Origin of the sequence: Methylorubrum rhodesianum, from assembly GCF_014199985.1 — a bacterium.
Lineage (GTDB): Bacteria > Pseudomonadota > Alphaproteobacteria > Rhizobiales > Beijerinckiaceae > Methylobacterium > Methylobacterium rhodesianum.
This window is the reverse complement of sequence record NZ_JACHOS010000004.1, coordinates 11,344-26,859: the sequence shown is the minus strand read 5'-3', so window position 1 is coordinate 26,859 and position 15,516 is coordinate 11,344. Positions and strand designations below refer to the sequence as shown.

14 protein-coding genes are annotated in these 15,516 nt (G+C 75.2%); 10 read left to right on the top strand and 4 right to left on the bottom strand.

Going from position 1 to position 15,516, the window contains the following annotated elements; all coding sequences use genetic code 11:
• Positions 1-12: 12 nt before the first annotated feature.
• From HNR01_RS06775 to HNR01_RS06760, 4 genes are all read right to left on the bottom strand, one after another.
• Positions 13-2,307 (bottom strand): class I SAM-dependent methyltransferase, encoded by a 2,295-nt coding sequence (locus HNR01_RS06775; protein ID WP_183667210.1) that lies wholly within the window; start codon positions 2,305-2,307, stop codon positions 13-15.
• A gap of 61 nt (positions 2,308-2,368) precedes the next feature.
• Positions 2,369-2,536, bottom strand: a complete 168-nt coding sequence (locus HNR01_RS06770; RefSeq protein ID WP_183667209.1) for a hypothetical protein — start codon at positions 2,534-2,536, stop codon at positions 2,369-2,371.
• 375 nt (positions 2,537-2,911) lie between these two features.
• Entirely contained in the window at positions 2,912-4,183 is a 1,272-nt protein-coding gene (locus tag HNR01_RS06765) for a calcium:cation antiporter family protein (RefSeq protein ID WP_183667208.1), read from the bottom strand.
• A 255-nt stretch (positions 4,184-4,438) separates the two neighbouring features.
• Positions 4,439-5,731, bottom strand: coding sequence for a YkgJ family cysteine cluster protein (locus HNR01_RS06760; protein WP_246417424.1), 1,293 nt, complete (start codon positions 5,729-5,731; stop codon positions 4,439-4,441).
• Between the two features lie 652 nt (positions 5,732-6,383).
• Between HNR01_RS06760 and HNR01_RS06755 the strand changes: the two genes are divergently transcribed.
• From HNR01_RS06755 to HNR01_RS06710, 10 genes are all read left to right on the top strand, one after another.
• On the top strand, positions 6,384-6,698 hold the full coding sequence (locus tag HNR01_RS06755) for a hypothetical protein (protein WP_246417423.1): 315 nt from the start codon (positions 6,384-6,386) through the stop codon (positions 6,696-6,698).
• A 367-nt stretch (positions 6,699-7,065) separates the two neighbouring features.
• The gene (locus HNR01_RS06750; protein ID WP_009862913.1) at positions 7,066-7,302 is read left to right on the top strand and encodes a DUF6894 family protein; all 237 of its coding nucleotides are present in this window, start codon (positions 7,066-7,068) and stop codon (positions 7,300-7,302) included.
• A gap of 441 nt (positions 7,303-7,743) precedes the next feature.
• A complete protein-coding gene (locus HNR01_RS06745; RefSeq protein WP_238310505.1) occupies positions 7,744-9,015 on the top strand; it encodes a multidrug ABC transporter ATPase in 1,272 nt (423 codons plus the stop codon).
• A gap of 321 nt (positions 9,016-9,336) precedes the next feature.
• A complete protein-coding gene (locus HNR01_RS06740; RefSeq protein WP_153874034.1) occupies positions 9,337-10,173 on the top strand; it encodes a hypothetical protein in 837 nt (278 codons plus the stop codon).
• Between the two features lie 57 nt (positions 10,174-10,230).
• Positions 10,231-10,629, top strand: coding sequence for a hypothetical protein (locus HNR01_RS06735; RefSeq protein ID WP_153874033.1), 399 nt, complete (start codon positions 10,231-10,233; stop codon positions 10,627-10,629).
• 206 nt (positions 10,630-10,835) lie between these two features.
• Positions 10,836-12,212 (top strand): hypothetical protein, encoded by a 1,377-nt coding sequence (locus tag HNR01_RS06730; protein WP_153874032.1) that lies wholly within the window; start codon positions 10,836-10,838, stop codon positions 12,210-12,212.
• A 252-nt stretch (positions 12,213-12,464) separates the two neighbouring features.
• Positions 12,465-12,962, top strand: a complete 498-nt coding sequence (locus HNR01_RS06725) for a hypothetical protein (protein WP_012752997.1) — start codon at positions 12,465-12,467, stop codon at positions 12,960-12,962.
• Positions 12,963-13,421: 459 nt separating this feature from the next.
• Positions 13,422-13,574, top strand: coding sequence for a hypothetical protein (locus HNR01_RS06720; RefSeq protein ID WP_009863639.1), 153 nt, complete (start codon positions 13,422-13,424; stop codon positions 13,572-13,574).
• A 91-nt stretch (positions 13,575-13,665) separates the two neighbouring features.
• Positions 13,666-14,829: a hypothetical protein gene (locus HNR01_RS06715; protein ID WP_183667207.1), complete on the top strand. Its 1,164-nt coding sequence runs from the start codon at positions 13,666-13,668 to the stop codon at positions 14,827-14,829.
• Positions 14,829-15,515, top strand: coding sequence for a TnsA endonuclease N-terminal domain-containing protein (locus tag HNR01_RS06710; RefSeq protein ID WP_012752999.1), 687 nt, complete (start codon positions 14,829-14,831; stop codon positions 15,513-15,515). The genes HNR01_RS06715 and HNR01_RS06710 overlap by 1 nt, the downstream gene beginning before the upstream one ends.
• Position 15,516: the final 1 nt, after the last annotated feature.

Sequence of the window (15,516 nt, the reverse complement as noted above, 5' to 3'; positions counted from 1 at the left end):
CGGGATCGGAAGTCAGCGCGAACCGGTCCGGCCCTGGCGCGCCTGCCGCGCCCAGATCCGATAGGTGCCGCCGAAGGTGTCGGGATGGCGGGTCTCGAAACCGTGCCACGCCGCCGGCGAGCGCGCCGCGGCCGGGTCCGGATGCTCGGCCGCGAACCGGGTCCGGTCCGACGGGCGTTCGGGCTCCAGGCCCAAAAACTCCAGCCCGCAGGCCTCCAGCATCGCGCCGATCCCGGGCAGCGTGAAACGGTGCTCCTCGACGTGGAAGATGAGGTCGCGGCATTCCGACAGGGTCCAGAAGTCGGAGGCGGGGCTGAGCAGCATGCCGAGGTCCGGCTGCGCCACGGCCCCGGCCATGACGGCACGCCGGCCCGCCCGCACGCCGGCCGGGGTCGGCGCGAGCGCGCGCTCCGCGACCACGGCGCGCCCCGCGACGACGCTGGCGCGCGCGATCTCGCTGTAGAGCCCGAGGAAGAGCAGGCCGCCCGGCGCGAGCAGCCCCGAGAGGACGCGCAAGCCCTCTCGGGGCTCGTGCATGTGGTGGAGCACGCCGAAGCTCTCGATCAGGTCGAAGCGCTCGCCCAGGTTGGCGAGGTCGAGGATGTCGGCCTGCAGGTGCCGGACCGACCCGATCCCGTATTCCGCCAGCTTGCGCATGCCGTAGGCCAGGCTGCTGCGGCTCAGGTCGACCGCGAGCACCGAGGCGTCCGCGACCGACTGCACGAGCCGCATGGTCTGGATGCCGGTCCCGCACCCCGCGACGAGGACGCGTGGCCGCTCGACCGCCGGCATCTCGTCCGCGCCGAGGTGCGGCAGCGCGAGGTGGACCCGCTCGCGCAAGGGACGCGGGGTCCCGAGCAGGGCGCGCGACCAGCGCGGATAGGGGTTCTCCTCGTACTGGGCCTGGACCAGGAGGGACACGGCGTCGCGCACCGGCCTGAGCGGGACCAGGCTGTCCGCGAGGGCGCGCTCCTGGGCCGGCTCCTCGACCTGCTCGCGCACGAGGGCGCGCAGGGCGGGCGGGGCCTTGGCGAGGTCGAGGCGGGCCGCGGCCGTGCGATGCAGCGGCAGGTAGCAGGCCGCGATGGCGACCCGGCGCCAATCCGCCGCGCCCGCGTCGGCCTCGGCTCGACCGAAGCCCGCGCACAGGGCCGCCAGGGCGACCTCCTCCTGCTCGTCGGTGCAGTAGAGGTACTCGTTGAGGAAGCACTGGCGCGCCAGGGCGCAGGCGAGGGTGAGGTCCGGTGCGGGCGGCGCCCCCTCCCGCGCCGCCAGGAGCAGGCTTCGCCGCACCTCCGTCAGCAGGAGCTCAAGCCCGAGATCGGGAATGGGGGCGGCGGCGAGGAGCGCGCGGAACAGCGCGTCGTCCAGCAGGGCGCGGACGACCGCATCGGCTTCGGCGACGGTCTCGCGGGCACGCGGGGGATCGGCCGCCAACCGGGCGAGCAGGCCGTCGACGGCCGCATCCTGCCGCAGCGCCGCGACGGCCGCGGTGGCGAGCAGGCGCGGGTCGACGTCGGCCCGCCCGAACAGGGCGATCAGCACCGCCCGGAAACGTGGTCCCGCCGGCACCGCGCCGAGGTGCAGGAGCTCGCGGGCGAGCAGGCGCGGGAAGCCGGGCTGGTCCGGCGCGCAGGCAACGGCCTCCGCGAGGGCCGAGAGGCCCGCGAGCGTCTCGCCGGCCCGGAGGCGGGCGCTCCCGAGATTGGCCCAGAGCGGCGCCCGCGCCGGTGTCATCGTGACGGGGGTGGCCCGGAGCGCGGCCTCGAAGAAGGGCACGGCTTGGCCGAACTCGCCCTCCCGCACCAGCAGGAGCGCGAAGCCCGCCAGGCAGTGGGCGAGCTCCGGCTTCAGCATCAAGGCGCTCTGGTAGGCCTTGGCGGCCTCCGTGAAGCGCCCGAGCGCGCGCAGCATCTCGCCCGCCTGGCCATGCGCCTCGGCGAAATCGGGGCGGAGCTCGGCGGCCTTCCGGAAGTGGCGCAGGGCCGAGGCCGGCGCGCCGGTCTGCCGGTGCGCCTCGCCGAGGTTGAACTGCAGCAGCGGATCCTTGGACCGCGTCGCACGCACCCGCTCGAAGTGGGCCAGCGCCTCCCCGGGCCGGCCCCGGTTCAAGGCGACGCAGCCGAGCACGTCGAGGGCGGCGGGCTCATGGGGGCGGGCCGCGAGCACCGACCGGGCCTGGTGCTCGGCCTCGTCGAGACGGCCGGCGTTCAGGGCCTCGGCCGCCCGCCGCAGCGCCGGCAGCGCCGCCGACGGGACCGCGCCCGACGAGGTCCCGTCACCCGCCCGATTCCGACGCTGCCGCATGTCCATCCTCCGCCCGCTCGCACCCAGTCCCCGCCGCCCATCCGGCCCGTGCCACCGTCGCTCATCCCGAGGCGACCAGCAGGAGGGTCGCCGCGGCGAGGATGGCCGCCATCAGCAGGATCAGATCGCGCCTCGCGGCGGCCCGAACCCACCGCCTCACGCGGCGGCGACCGCCACGGGCTCCCGTGCTCCAGCGCGCCGTCTGCCGCGCCACCTTCTTGCTGCCCATCCCGGGCCTCCGGATTTGGTTGGGTGTCGCGCCCCCCGATGCCGACGCCCTGCGCGCAGCCGCGCCGCGGTCGGCCGAGGGAGGCGGTCTCCTGTCGCCCCCGTGTCGCGGCGCGCCCGCCGTCCGCCACCTCCCAGGGCTCGCGCCGCGCCGCCGAAGGCGAGCGCGTCCGGGAAGAGCATGATGCGGGAGGTGATCCGTGCGGCGTGGCTGGCCGCGAAGCCCGGTTGCGCGTGAGGGCCGGCTCCGCCGCGGCCCGGGATGGCGCGCAGGGCGCAGGGGCAAGAGGGGACGGCCTACCGCCCCGATCCGCCCCGGGTTGGCGTGCCGCGGGCAGGGCGCGGCCCGCTTCGGGCGCGGCACGCGCGGCGGGCCTCACCGGCGTCCCTCGGTCGCCTCGGCCGCCCCGGGCGCGCGTGGCCCGACGGACGGCGCCACCGAGACGGCGACGCGCACGACTTCGAGCAGGCGGCGGCCGTTCAGGACGAACAGGACGGCGGCGAGCCCCAGATAGACCCAGGCGAGGGCGGTCAGCGTCGCGACGGTGCGCGCCTCGTCCTCCCGGTACCAGAACGCCAGTCCGACCTGGATGCCGAAGAGGCCGGCCAGGGCGAGGGCGGACCAGAGCCCCAGGCGCAGGCGCAGGAGCAGCGCCAGGGCGAACAGCGACTGCGCCGCGGTCAGGAAGAACTCCTCGGCCTGGCGCGCGTCGAGCGGCAAGGCCGTCAACGAACCCGCGCCGACGCTCATCGCCAGGGGCAGCATGCCGACGAGCAGCGTCCACTGGTTGATCTTGTCGCTCACCAAGGCGGCGAGGCCGCTGGCTGCGCGCCCCGCGACCACGAACAGGATCGCGACGGTGACGGCCGGGGCCTCGCTCGCCAGCGGCGCCAGCCACTGGATCAGCAGGAACTCGTTGAGGCCCAGCAGCCGGCCCGAGCCGACCATCGCCTCCGCGAAGGGCTCGGCCGAGACCAGGATGATCGCGCAGGCGACCACCGTCAGCGCAGCCATGGACGCCCACTGGGCGGCGGGCGTCAGCGCGTTGAGGGCGGCGGCCGGGCCGGGCTCCTCGCCCTCGTCCTCCTCGGCCTCGGACCCGCCGCGCACGCGCCAGACATAGGCCGCGAAGATCGCGACGAGCACGGCGAAGTCGAGCAGCGTGATCGTGTCCTTCAGCACGATCAGGAAGGCGTAGAGGCTGGCGACGAGCAGGACGACGATCTCGACCGCGTTGCTCCGCGTCAGCGCGATGGCGCGCCCGCCCCCCTTCAGCCAGTGCAGCGCGACCAGCAACGGCCACGCCAGCCCGACCAGGAGGCGGTTGGCGCCGGTCATGTTGGCCGCGGCGTAGTGGACGTACTGGGAGTCCGGGCCCGCCTTGCCGGCCTGGTAGGCGTAGTAGAGATCGACCGCGTATTCGGGCAGCACGGTCACCAGGGCCACGACGGCGACGATCAGGCCCAAGGACACGTGGCGTTCGGCCGCCTCCGCGCCCCACGAGAGCAGGAACCCGGCCGACAGGATCGCGGCGCCGAACGCCACCATCTCGCCGATGGGACCGACCTGCAGGCCGGTCAGGCGGATCCCCGCACCCGGCAGGGCTGCCAGCACCGCCAGTGCGACCAGCATCAGGAACCGTCTCATCCCTCATCCCCCGTCACACCATCCTCCCCTTCGGCCTTGCGGCGCCGACCGTCACCCGAGTTGCCGTCCCGAAGAGTCCCGGATTTCCGCCCAAAAACGGGCGGCCCGGCGCGGGACACCTCCGTTCCGCACGGCCGACCGCCGCGGCGCGGAGATCTCGGCCCTTGCCCGTCATGCGTGCGCTGTTCGGCCGGCGAGTCAGCGGCACCAAGCCGCCCACGCCCGGAAGCCGGGGCTCGGGAGGCAGAGCTGCCGTCAAGGACCGGCTCTCGGCGTGAACACCCTCGCGCCCGCCATCCAGCGCTCAACGGTGTCCTTGTCGTCGCTGATCTGGGACAGGGCCGACACGAGGCTCACGTCGTCGTGTTGAAGACCGAGTTCTCTCGTGATCGCGTTGATGCCCGCCCGATGGGCGCATCCGACAAGTTGGAGGACACCATAGGACTTCATGTAGACGTCGGCTTTTCCGGAAACCGCCGATTTCAAGGCGTCTTCGCACAGCAAGTCATCGGAGGACAGCAACGTACGACATGCGAACGGTCGCACCGCGTAGACCGAGCAGGTTTTCTCCTCGCTCAACAGAGGGCACGGCAGGCCCGCGCGCGACCGGCCGACGACGCGGATGGGAGCCGGTCGATGCGCGGGTGCGCCCGACGGCCGGCCTTCGGGGCCGTGCGCCGCGTCTCTCCTGCGCGCGATCAGGATCGCTTCCGGGATGGACACGTCTACATCCTGGTGGCAGCACCAGGCGCATCCCGTCCTGCAGGCGACCGGCAAGCGTCCGCCCGGAGCGTCCGCGACCAGGCCGTCGACCGCAGCGTCGCCATGCCTGAAGACGACGCCTTCCAGATAGTTCAGAAGGGCTTCGATCTTCGCCGCGGTGCTGCCTTCCGCGGACCGGCACCTCGTCAGGCCGCCGTCCCTGACGTCGCGAGCGATATTCGTCGCAGCTCCATAGATCAGTGGATTCAAAATCGTCGGCATCCCCATCGGAAGCGGGACTTGGATGGGGTGTCCCTGCCGGGATGGAACCTGTTCGGATGCTCGCCGCCGGCTTGATTGGCGGCCAAACGCTCGTCGCTCCATTGCGAACCTCGATACGTACCCGTGATTTGGCTGAGCGGTTCGGGTTGTCGTCTGCATGCCGCAGAGACCGACGTATCGAGGTCGTGGTGGTTTACTCGGCTTATCCAGGTCAGCCGAAGGCAAAGCCGCCGCATCCGGCGGAACGCCACGATGGCGGGCAAGCAGATGCCGTCCGGGACATTCGAGCGCCAGGCTGAGACCCGAGCCGCAGTCGCAGGCGCCACCGCACAGGCCCGGTCCAGGCAAGGAGTCCTGGGAACAGCCCGGAGGCTCGCGGCTTCCGTCCCGCAGCACGCCGGGCAGGTCCGCGAGAGCGATGGCAGCCTGCCTCTCGGCCGGTCCGCCCGTGGACGCGGTCGCGAGACCGACCAGCCCCAGGATCAGCGCAAGCGCGATCATGCACGCGCCCAGGCGGAGCGGGCGGATCGCGGTCGGCACGGAGATGCGTCCGGTTTTGCGCATGGCTCTCAGGGATCGGGCCGCCGGTCACGCGAAGTGGTCGCGGGCATCCGCCCGGCCGTCGCCGGCTGACCGGACGGTGCGGCCCAGGCCGGAACGGTCCCGGTCTGGCTGTCCATGCCCCTCGTCCTGCAGCGAAGGGACTTCGCGGCCGCGGGAGACGCGGGCGTCGGGTCCGCAAGAGCCGCTGCGATCATGAGGCGCTCCCTCTGCCCGGCACCTGGGGCCAGGCCGGAGGGCCGCCTTCATGCACCCTGTAGCCACTACAGGGTCAAGGCCATATCGCGGGTCCCTTCGCCGACCGTCGGCGGTCTTGCCAGCGTCGCGGGGAGGCGCAGTTGGCCCGGCCGAGGCGTCATGCGGCCGACCGCAACCGGGACCCAGCGCGGGCCATCGTTCGTCGCCTCCGGGCCGGGGGGTGCACGCTCGTCCCGGATTGCCGGGGCTGCGTGCTCGTGCGATGCTCCGCGGGAGGCGGGGTGAGGTCAGCGGACCTGTGGCGATCGCGCGTTTCCTGGTGCTGTCCGTTTTCGCGTTGGCCATTGCCGTCGCGCCGGCGGCGCAATGCACGACGCCGAGACACGCCTCCCTCGCTGACCTGACGGTGGCGGAGCCCCCGGCCTATCCTCACGACGGTGGATGGAGCGTTGGCATCGTGCCGGCGCCCGACGATGGCGACGTCGTCGGCGCGGGGGCCGAGGCGATCTCCGCGGCCGCCGAGGCGGCCGGTGACATTCCGGACGACGTGGCGCCGAAGCCTTCCCACCGGCACCAGCCCCAGCAGAAGCGCGCCGCCTCCTGCCCGGCGACCTGTTCGCCCTTGGCATGCCAGGCCGCCGTGCCCGCGCCGCCGGCCTCCGGTGCCATATCGGGGCTTCGGCCGGCCGAGCGGCTCCGGGCGCTGCAGGAGGATGCCGTCGCCGACCCGCACCTCCTGCGCATCGAGCGGCCGCCGAGACGCACCGCCTGACGCGGGCGGCGCCCGGACGCGGCCGCCCCGAAACCGCGTCGCCGAGCCGGTCATCCTGAGCTGATCCCGGCCGACGGCCGGCCGTGCCCTGGTCGACGCCTCCGCGTCGCCGGTGCAACTCGGGCGCGCCGTCCCTCCCATGCCCGCCAGCCCCGCTCCGCGGCAGGCCCGCCCCCGTCCGGGACCTCCCTGATGTCGACGGCGGCGGGACCGGTCATCGGCCGCCGCGGGCAGGGGCGCCGTCGGCAAGCTCTGTGGGGCGATGCCAACCGCCGTGCCTCCGGATTGGGAGCCCGGACGCCCGCGCCGGCCCGTTACCGCCTCGTCCGCGAGGCGGCGTCATTGTCGGAGAGCGAGGATCCAGCCGATGCCGCGGTACTTCTTTGATTTCAGCGACGCCAACGGAAAGGTCTTCGACCGGGACGGCCTCGACCTCGCCGACCGAGAGGCCGTGCGGGAGGAGGTCAGCGCCACCCTTTCCGAGCTCGCCAGGGACCTGCCGCCCGGCGAGGACCGGACCACGCTGATCGCGCGGGTGCGCGACGAGGCCGGGGGCGTCCTGCTGATCGCAACGCTGTCGCTCGTCGTGGAGTGGGTCACCTAGGCCGATGCGAGCCGCCGAGGGACCGTGCCGTCAGCCCTTGCCCCGTCTCGCTCCGGCCGCGGGAAACGGATGCGCGACGGCGGCTCGGTTCGCGCTCACGTGCCGGGAGGTCAAGGCGGCACCGCGCCCGCTGCCGCGCGGGGCCTGCCGCGCGCCCCCGGGCCGGGGTTGGCGCAGCTCCGGGCGCGAGCGCGGCGCCGCATCGCTTCGCCCGGCTGCCGGAGGCCCCGGTCCCGCGGCGCGTGCGCGGCGGCCCTGGCCGCCCGGCCCGAGCCTGCGGACGGGAATCCCCCGGTCGTCACCGGCCGGGCCGGGCCGGCGGAGCCCCCGGCGAGGCCCGGACGCGAAACGGGGACGTGACGCGGGCACGCACGCATCGGCGCGGGCAAGCCTGACGGCCCCCACGGGATGGGATCGATCCCGGCATCGGAGCGCCCCGTGGTGACGCCAGCCTTCATCCACGCCCTGGCCCACCGGATCACGGGGCTCGACTACCCGCACGGCCACTGGTGGATCGACCTCCTGGCCGTGCTCGTCTTCGTGGTCGCGCCGGCCTGGACAGGATGGCTGATCGTCCGGTTCGGCCTGCGGTGGGCGGGGCTGCGGCGGCGCCGGCGGGCCCGGCCGAGGCCGATGCCGCCGACCGCGGTCGGCGCGTCCGAGGGCGAGCGGGGGTGGCGCCTGGAGCGCTTCATCGTCCGGGCGACGCTGCGCTTCCAGCTGCGCCTCGTGCTGCTCTCGCTGCTGACCCTTCCGGCGGCGTGGCTTCTCCTGGAGATCCCCAAGCACATCATCAACCGCGCCATCACCGACGCGGACGGGGACGGCCATCCGGAGATGACCGTCCTGGGCCTCACCCTCTCGCAGGTGGAACTCCTGTTCGCCCTGTGCGCCAGCTACCTTGCCGTGCTGACGCTGGGCGGGCTCGCCAAGTACGCGGTCAACCGGGCGCGCGGGCGCGTCAACGAGCGCCTCGTGCGCCGGCTACGCCTCGCCATCGTCCGGCGGGCGCGCGGGGAAGGCTCGCCCGAGCGCCGGGCCGCGCTCGCGGCCGTCGCCGTCCAGGAGGTCGAGCCCATCGGCTACTTCGGGGCCAGCCTCGTGGCCGTGCCGCTCGTGCAGGGCGGCACGCTGGTGACCAGCGTCGCCTTCCTGCTCCTCCAGAACGCCGCCCTCGCGCTGGCCGCGCTGATGATGCTGCCGGTGCAGCTCAGCGTCCTGCCCCGCCTCCAGCGGCGCCTGAACGGCAGGGTGCGCGCGCGGGTCCACGCGACCCGGGCGCTCGGCGGCCTCCTGACCACGGAGGAGGCCGCCCGCGCGCCCGCGGCCGCGCCCGGCCCCGCACGCGGGTCGGCCCTGCTGCGGCAGATGCGGTTGGCGGAGGAGCTTGAGCGGGTGCGGGTCGAGATCAACGACCTCAAGGGCCGGCTGAAGGGGCTCTACAACTACACCTCCAACCTCACGCCGTTCTTCTTCTTCGCGATCGGCGGCTACCTCGTCGTCCAGGGCCGCCTCTCGCTCGGCGCCCTGGTCGCGGCGCTGGCGGCCTACAAGGAGATCGCGCCGGCCCTGCGCGAGCTGTTCGACTTCGCCCAGAACTGGTCCGACGCGAGCGCGCGGTTCGAGGAGGTCACCAAGGCGGTGAGCCGTCCCCGATCGGACCAGGGGCCGCGTCTCACTGACGCGCCGGGGCGGTCGATCCGGACCGCCTGAGCGCTCGCCCGCGCCCCGTCGCCGGCGCGGCGGGCTCGCCGGGAACGCGACGGGCAACGGATCGGCGTCCGGCGAAGACCGGGCTCGCGGCTCCCCGCGCGGCCCGCTCGCCGAGCCGTCGGAAGCGTGGCGGTGGTGCGGCCCGCATCCCCGCACGTCGGGGCGCGTAGACTGCTTTCGGTTAACCAAGGCCAGAGATTGCGGTGGGGTGAACTGCTTTCAGGCAAGACCGAATCTAGCCAGTCTATTTTACCATTGGTATAATTCAGCCTTCCTCAGAGAAGGAAGCTCCAGCGGCCCGCAACCGGAAAGGATGCCGCCATGGTCTATGGGTTCTTCGCGGACGATGCGTCCGGATACCACGCGGCGTTGCTGGCCGCCGCCGCCCTCGCGCGCGTCGAGCGCCCGGCCACCGTCCTGGCCTACCCCGGGCACGCGCCCGGCCCGGCCGCGCCGGCCGGCCGGCGCCCGCCCGCCCTGGTCGCCCACGGCGCGGCGGCGCAGCTCCAGGGCCTGCTCGACCGCGCGGCGGCAGCCCTGGCGGGCGGGTCCGAGGTCTTCCTCGTGCTGCCGCTCGCCGCGCTGGACGAGGACCGGGTCCGCGCCCGCCTCGGCGTGGCGGTCGTGACGGGCATGAGCCCGCTCCACGCCGCCCGGGCCCTGCGGGCCGTCGCGCACGCGGCCGCCCCGGCCGGCCGGCGCCCGCCGCCCCCCTGGCTGCTGCCCTGGTCCGCCGCGCTCTCCGGATGCCGGCGCCTCGAAGGCAGGCTGCGGACGCTCCCGGTCCGCCTCGCCCCGCCCGGTCGCGCGGACCTCGCCGCCCTCGCGGCCGGCACGCCGGCCGCCAGCCTGCTGCGGTCGGGCACCCTGCTCATGGCCGTCCTGGAGGCCGCGGCGGCCGACCCGGACGCGCAGCGGCTCGACGCCGCGGCCCTCGGGGAGGCGCTCAGCCCCGCCGGCTCCCCCGCGGACCAGGCCACCGCCGAGCGCCTCAGGGACCTCGCCGAGAGCTTCGCGCGCCTCGGCGGCGACGGCTCCCGAGCGGCGCGGGCGCCCCGCCGCGCGCCGCCGCCGAGGCGCCGCAGGCCCGGACCCCGCGTTCCCGGCCGACGCCCCGCCGCCTGCCAGCCCTGCGCGGCGATGCCGGGGGCTCGGTGAGCCGGCAACCCCTCCGACCTGCGCCACCCCATCGATCCTGCTGCGACGGAGACGACGATGACGACATTGGCGAACACCCGCGGCGCCCCCTCCAGGGCAACGCCCGGGCGCGCGGCGAATCCCAGGCCCCGCCGGCCCGGGCCGGCGCGCTCGCCCGGGCCGGGCCGGGGCCGCCCGGACCGCGCCCGGGGCCGCGCCGGGCGGCTCGCCGGCCGTCTCGCCCGCGACCCGGGCGCGGCCGTCGACCCGGCCTCGCCGCGGGACCGCGGGCGGACCGGGCCGGACGACCGCGGCTTCGCCGATGGCGCGGCGCTCGCCGCGCCGGAGGCGTGGACCCTGCTCGACGGCGCCTTCGACGACGCCAACGAGGACCTCGCCACCTTCGTCCGGCTCGCCCGCGAGACCGCGTCGCTGCCGGGCTCCTGGGCGTCCTGGGACACCGGCGAGGCGACCTGAGGCGCGCGCCGGTGCAGGGGATGCGGCACGGCCCGGGCGGCGCCGATTGTGGCTTGCTCCGTGGCCCGCACAATGGGGCGTGCGCCCGATTCCCGGGCGCCGTCCGCGGCCCGGATCGAAGCGCCCTGGATCCATCGCGCCGGCCTGGCGCGGTCCCGCGGCCTATCGCCCGGCCGGACGCTCGCGTTCCTGGGCATCCTCCGGCCATGCACCCCGCTCCCGTCGTCCCGGCCTCCCGCGCCGGAAGCAGCCCCACGCAAACGGACGCGGGAGAGCTCGCGACGGCGTGGCGAACCATCGCGACGCTCTCGCACCCGGCCACCCGGCACACGGTCGACGCGACGATGGAGAACCTGCACGCGGCGTTCGTGGCCGGCGGCATCCGGGCGACCCGGATCGCGGCCCTGAGGCGGGCGATCCGGAAGGATCTCCGGCAGGTCTGGGACGACGGGATCGTCCTCCCCCTGGCGCGGTCGCGCGCGGCGGCCGACCGCGCGCTCCTGCGCGCGCTCCCCGGGGCCTTCGCGCCGGCGGATCACGCGCAGGTGCGGGATGCCCTGCTCAGGGCCGCCCGCTGGATCCCCGAGGATGGCGCCTCCGCCCGCGCGCATGTCGAGCGCGCCCTCCGCTTCCTCGATTGCCTGCCGGCGGTCCTCCGGGCCTCCGACGAGCTGGAGGCGCTCGCGTTCACGGTCGCGCCGGAGGCGCGGCAGGCCGCGGCGCTGATGGCGGATGCCGGCGAGGCAAGCCGGGCGGCGCAGGCCGCCTCGGCCGGCCGGCGGCTGCGGGCGGCCCTGGCCAAGGGGCTGCCGCCGCTGGTCGAGGCCGTCGCGGATGCGCTCTACCGAGAGGCGCTGGGCGCGAGTGCCGGGCAGCGCTTCCGCCACGCCGCCGCGGTCCTCCGGGCGCTGCCGGCCCCCGGCGCCCGGAGGAGCGACCGCGACGGCCCGGCTTGGCGGCGGCGCCTCGCCGACGCGCTCGCGCGGGACATCGTCGACGCGGAGCTCGGCCCCGCCCTGGGTCGCCTGCTGCGCCGGCATCGGGGACTGGCGGTGGGTCCGGCGTCCTACGCCGCGGGCGAGGGACTCGACGGGGCGGTGGCGATCACCGTGACGCGCACCGCTGTCCGCCTCGTCCTGTCGGCCCGCTTCGACCTCCGGGCCGGCGGGATCGAGCTGTCCGTCGCGGCGGTCCTGCCGGGCGGCGGCGCGGCGCGGGTCTCCGACGCGGCGGCCGACACCCTGCTGGACGCCTCGGTCCCGGCCGAGCTCGACACCGCCGCGCACCGGGTCATGCGCCGGCTGACCCGGGGGGACGACCTGCCGGACCTGCCGCTGGGCCTGTCGGGGGAGGGGGACCTGGTCGTAGGCGGCCTGGCCGGGCGGGCGCCGCGCCCAGGCTTCCTGGAGCGGCTCGTCGCGATCGCGGACGCGGAGGGGGCCGGGCTGCGGATCGCTCCCGCCGACGACGCGCAGCTGACGGCGGCGCTGGCCGCGCTTGGCTTCGCCTGGGCGGAGGGCAGGGGGCAGCCCTTCATGTCGCGCGAGCCGGTCGGTCCGGCCGCGGCCTACCGGGCGGGGTGACGCCGAGTCACCCGGCCAACGGCCGGAGCGCGCCGGCACGCCCGGCCCGGGCTCGCCGCCCGCGGGCGCGCCCGGCCAGGTCTGCGCGGCCGGTCCGGACGGGAAGCCACCCGGCCGGAAGCAGGGTCGGTCAGGCAGGACCCCGTTAACCAGGCGCCTTGCGGCCGGGTCTCACCCGGTTGCCACGGGGTCCGCGACCGGGTAGGATTTCAAAATCGGCCTGGGCGCGACCGCCCGCGGGCCTTGTGGGGGATGGTCGTGCTCACCGAACTGCAACAGGCGCGGGAGAGGCTGCGCGAGCAGGCCCGGCAGGCCGAGGCGGAGATGCACGAAGCCGTGCGGTCGGCGATGCTGGCCGGTGCCGCGAAGCTTCGCGAGATCGCCACCGAACTGGCCGGCATCGACCACCTGATCGGCACGTTGGAGCGCTCCGGCCTCGCGCCGGCCGTGGCCCTCCCGCGGGCGGCCGCGGATGCGGATCGGCCGGGGGCGGAGCCCCTGCAACTGCCCGCGGTCACCGGCCCGGTCGCGAAGGTGATCGTCACGGCGTTGGCGAAGGCGGGCCCCCGGGGGATGTCCGGCGCCGAGGTGAACGAGGTCGTCCGGAAAGCCGGCTACCAGCTCGACGCCTCGGAGAAGTCCAAGACCAAGCTTAAGCGCGATGGGAAAATAATCCACGACCGGAAGGCGAAGATGTGGTACGCGCTCGGCCAGTTCCGGGCGCAGCCGTCTCAGGGCGAAACCGAGTAAAGTCCCGTCCCGGGACTTCGAGGGAGAGTAACAATGCCCGGCCAGATCAGACCGGTTCGCGTCCGCCGTGGGCGGTCGCGCGACCCTCCGCGACCGGCTCCGGTCGCGCCCCATGAGTCATGACAAAGGCGCACGGCCCGAGGGCCGCACGCCTTGAGATCACCTGCGTCTAACCACCAAGCCACCGCAGGTGTATCGCTCGACCGCGCCGGGAAGGGGAGTGGAATCCCCGGCCCAAGCGACGTCCGAGCCTTTTCGACCGCGACCGTGAAACTACCGCACCGACCGGATGAGGCACACGCCGAGGCCCGACACGTATGCCAGCTCCCGCGCGTGAAAGCAAGGGCCTGCGCGTGTCGCCTCCTTGGGGTGTCCCGGCCGCCTGATGCCGCCGAGCCGGGGCCGTCCGACGGACGCCCTCGACCGGGCCACCGACCTCGCGACCCCAGGAGAACGCCCTTGACCGATCAGTACGGCGGCGAGCCGCCCGCCGGCGACCGCTTCGTCGATCCCGCCTTCGACGCGTGGGACGACGACCTCGGCCTCCTTCTCGGCCACCCCACCGGCAAGTTCACGCCCGAGGCCTGGGACGACCAGGCGCCCGAGGACTAGCCCGCACGACCGGCCCCGGCCCGAGTGCCGGGGCCGCCTCGCCCAGCTTCCATCAACGCCCGCCACGGGCTTTCAGAGGACCGCCGCGGTCATGACGCAGCTCGAACTTTTTCCCGTCCAGAGCGACTCCCTCGCCCCGGCGGATCCGCCGGCCCTCTCGGAGCTGACGGAGGCGCAGCGCGCCCGCGCCGGACGGCGCCTGGCCTATGTGCAGGCCCTGGAAGGCCTGCCGGCCGGCGCGTGCGGCGCCGATGCCGTGCCGGCCGCCTTCGCGGCGGTCGGCCGTGAGGTGGACGACGTCAAGTGGCCGTCGCTGCGGCAGGTCAGGCGGTGGCAGCGGCTGCTCCGCACGAGCGGCGGGCAGGTGGCCGCGCTCGCCGACCGGCGGCGGTCCGTGCCGGCCCGGCCCCGCTGGGCCGCCTGGATCGGGTCCGTGGCCGACGAGGCCGCCGCCCAGGCCCGCCTGCGGCCGGCGCCCTCGCTCTCCCTGTTGACGCAGGCGGCGCTGCAGCGGTGCCGGGAAGAGGCCCTGGCCCGCGGGTGCGCGCCCGACCAGGTGCCGGCGCCCGGCACCCTTCGCCGGATGATCCGCGCCCGCATGCGGCCGCCGGCGCGCGGATCCGCGGCGCCCGCCCGGCAGGTCTTCCGGTTCCTGCACATGTCGAGCGGGCACCCCTTGGGCGAGGTGGTCGTCGGCGAGGAGACCCTCGACATCGCGCTGCCGGAACTCGACACGGATCGCGTCCACCTGCTGACCGCGCGGGACGCCTACAGCGGCGTGACGGTCGCGGCGAGGCTCTCCACGACGGAGCCCGACGGCGACGCCGTCCTCGGGCTCTTCGGTGCCCGGCCGGCCGCAGCCACGCCGGAGCCGCTCGGCGTCGCCCGCCTCTGCCTCGGTCTCCCGGACGCCCTCCTGCTCGACCACGCCCCCCTGTTCCGCAGCGAATCGGTCCTGCGGTCCGCGGCGGCGCTCGGGATCGAGCTGCGCTTCGGCCCGGCGGCCTCCGCGGGCGGGGCCGCGCCGGCGGCGGGCCTGGGGCAATGGCTCGCCGCGACCGGGGCCGCGGTGGCGACGGCCGACGGCCTGATGGCCGCGGTGCAGGATTGGCTCAGCCAGCACGACCTCGGCCGCTCGCGCCGGGACGGGCGGACCCCGCTGGACCGCTGGCAGGAGGGGGTGACGCGGTATCCAATCCGCCTGGGGGCGGCGGCCGCGCCCGCGCGGATGCCCGGCGCCGGGGCAGGGGCCTGATGTCCCGGACCCTGCGAAGCCGGCATGTCGGCAAGCCGAATCCGTCCCGCCGGATCGTCACCGGACGGCGGGACTGCATCACGGGCGAGATCCCCTCCGGCAAGCCGGGCATGGGCCACCGCATGGTGGCCTACGAGGGCCTCCTCGCGCGGGATTTCATCCTCCTCCTGGAGCAGGACGACGCCGTCCTGCGCTACCAGGAGGAGCCCGTCCCGTTCCGGTGGCACGACGGCGTCCGGTGGCACACCTACACGCCGGACTTCGCCGTCGAGATCGACGACGGGCGGCGCCTCTGCGTCGAGGTCAAGCCGCTGAAGCGGGTGATCAGGCTCGGCTGGGACGAGATCCGGCCCCGCTTGGCGGCGGGCGCCATCGCGGCCGGCTACCACGGCTTCGAGCTCTGGACCGAGGTCGAGATCGACGCGCTCCGGGTCGCGAACGCGGCGCTCGTCGCGAGCGAGCGAAGCTTCGTCGTCGACGAGGCGGAGCAGCACACCATCCGCGTCGTCCTGGACCGCTTCGGCGGCGAGGCCCGCGTCCGGGAGCTCCGAGCGGCCTCGGGCCTCGGGACCCGCGCCTTCCGGGCCGTCGTCGCCCTGGTCGCGCGCGGGGAAGCCGAGCTCACCGAACCCGGCCGACCGTTCGACGACCACGCCCTTGTCCGCCGTTCCCCGAGCCGGAGGTAGC

Excerpts from the sequence above, each read along its gene's own strand:
- HNR01_RS06775 (WP_183667210.1), bottom strand. The coding sequence starts at position 2,307 with ATGCGGCAGCGTCGGAATCGGGCGGGTGACGGGACCTCGTCGGGCGCG.
- HNR01_RS06770 (WP_183667209.1), bottom strand. The coding sequence starts at position 2,536 with ATGGGCAGCAAGAAGGTGGCGCGGCAGACGGCGCGCTGGAGCACGGGA.
- HNR01_RS06765 (WP_183667208.1), bottom strand. The coding sequence starts at position 4,183 with ATGAGACGGTTCCTGATGCTGGTCGCACTGGCGGTGCTGGCAGCCCTG.
- HNR01_RS06760 (WP_246417424.1), bottom strand. The coding sequence starts at position 5,731 with ATGCGCAAAACCGGACGCATCTCCGTGCCGACCGCGATCCGCCCGCTC.
- HNR01_RS06750 (WP_009862913.1), top strand. The coding sequence starts at position 7,066 with ATGCCGCGGTACTTCTTTGATTTCAGCGACGCCAACGGAAAGGTCTTC.
- HNR01_RS06740 (WP_153874034.1), top strand. The coding sequence starts at position 9,337 with ATGGTCTATGGGTTCTTCGCGGACGATGCGTCCGGATACCACGCGGCG.
- HNR01_RS06735 (WP_153874033.1), top strand. The coding sequence starts at position 10,231 with ATGACGACATTGGCGAACACCCGCGGCGCCCCCTCCAGGGCAACGCCC.
- HNR01_RS06730 (WP_153874032.1), top strand. The coding sequence starts at position 10,836 with ATGCACCCCGCTCCCGTCGTCCCGGCCTCCCGCGCCGGAAGCAGCCCC.
- HNR01_RS06725 (WP_012752997.1), top strand. The coding sequence starts at position 12,465 with ATGGTCGTGCTCACCGAACTGCAACAGGCGCGGGAGAGGCTGCGCGAG.
- HNR01_RS06715 (WP_183667207.1), top strand. The coding sequence starts at position 13,666 with ATGACGCAGCTCGAACTTTTTCCCGTCCAGAGCGACTCCCTCGCCCCG.
- HNR01_RS06710 (WP_012752999.1), top strand. The coding sequence starts at position 14,829 with ATGTCCCGGACCCTGCGAAGCCGGCATGTCGGCAAGCCGAATCCGTCC.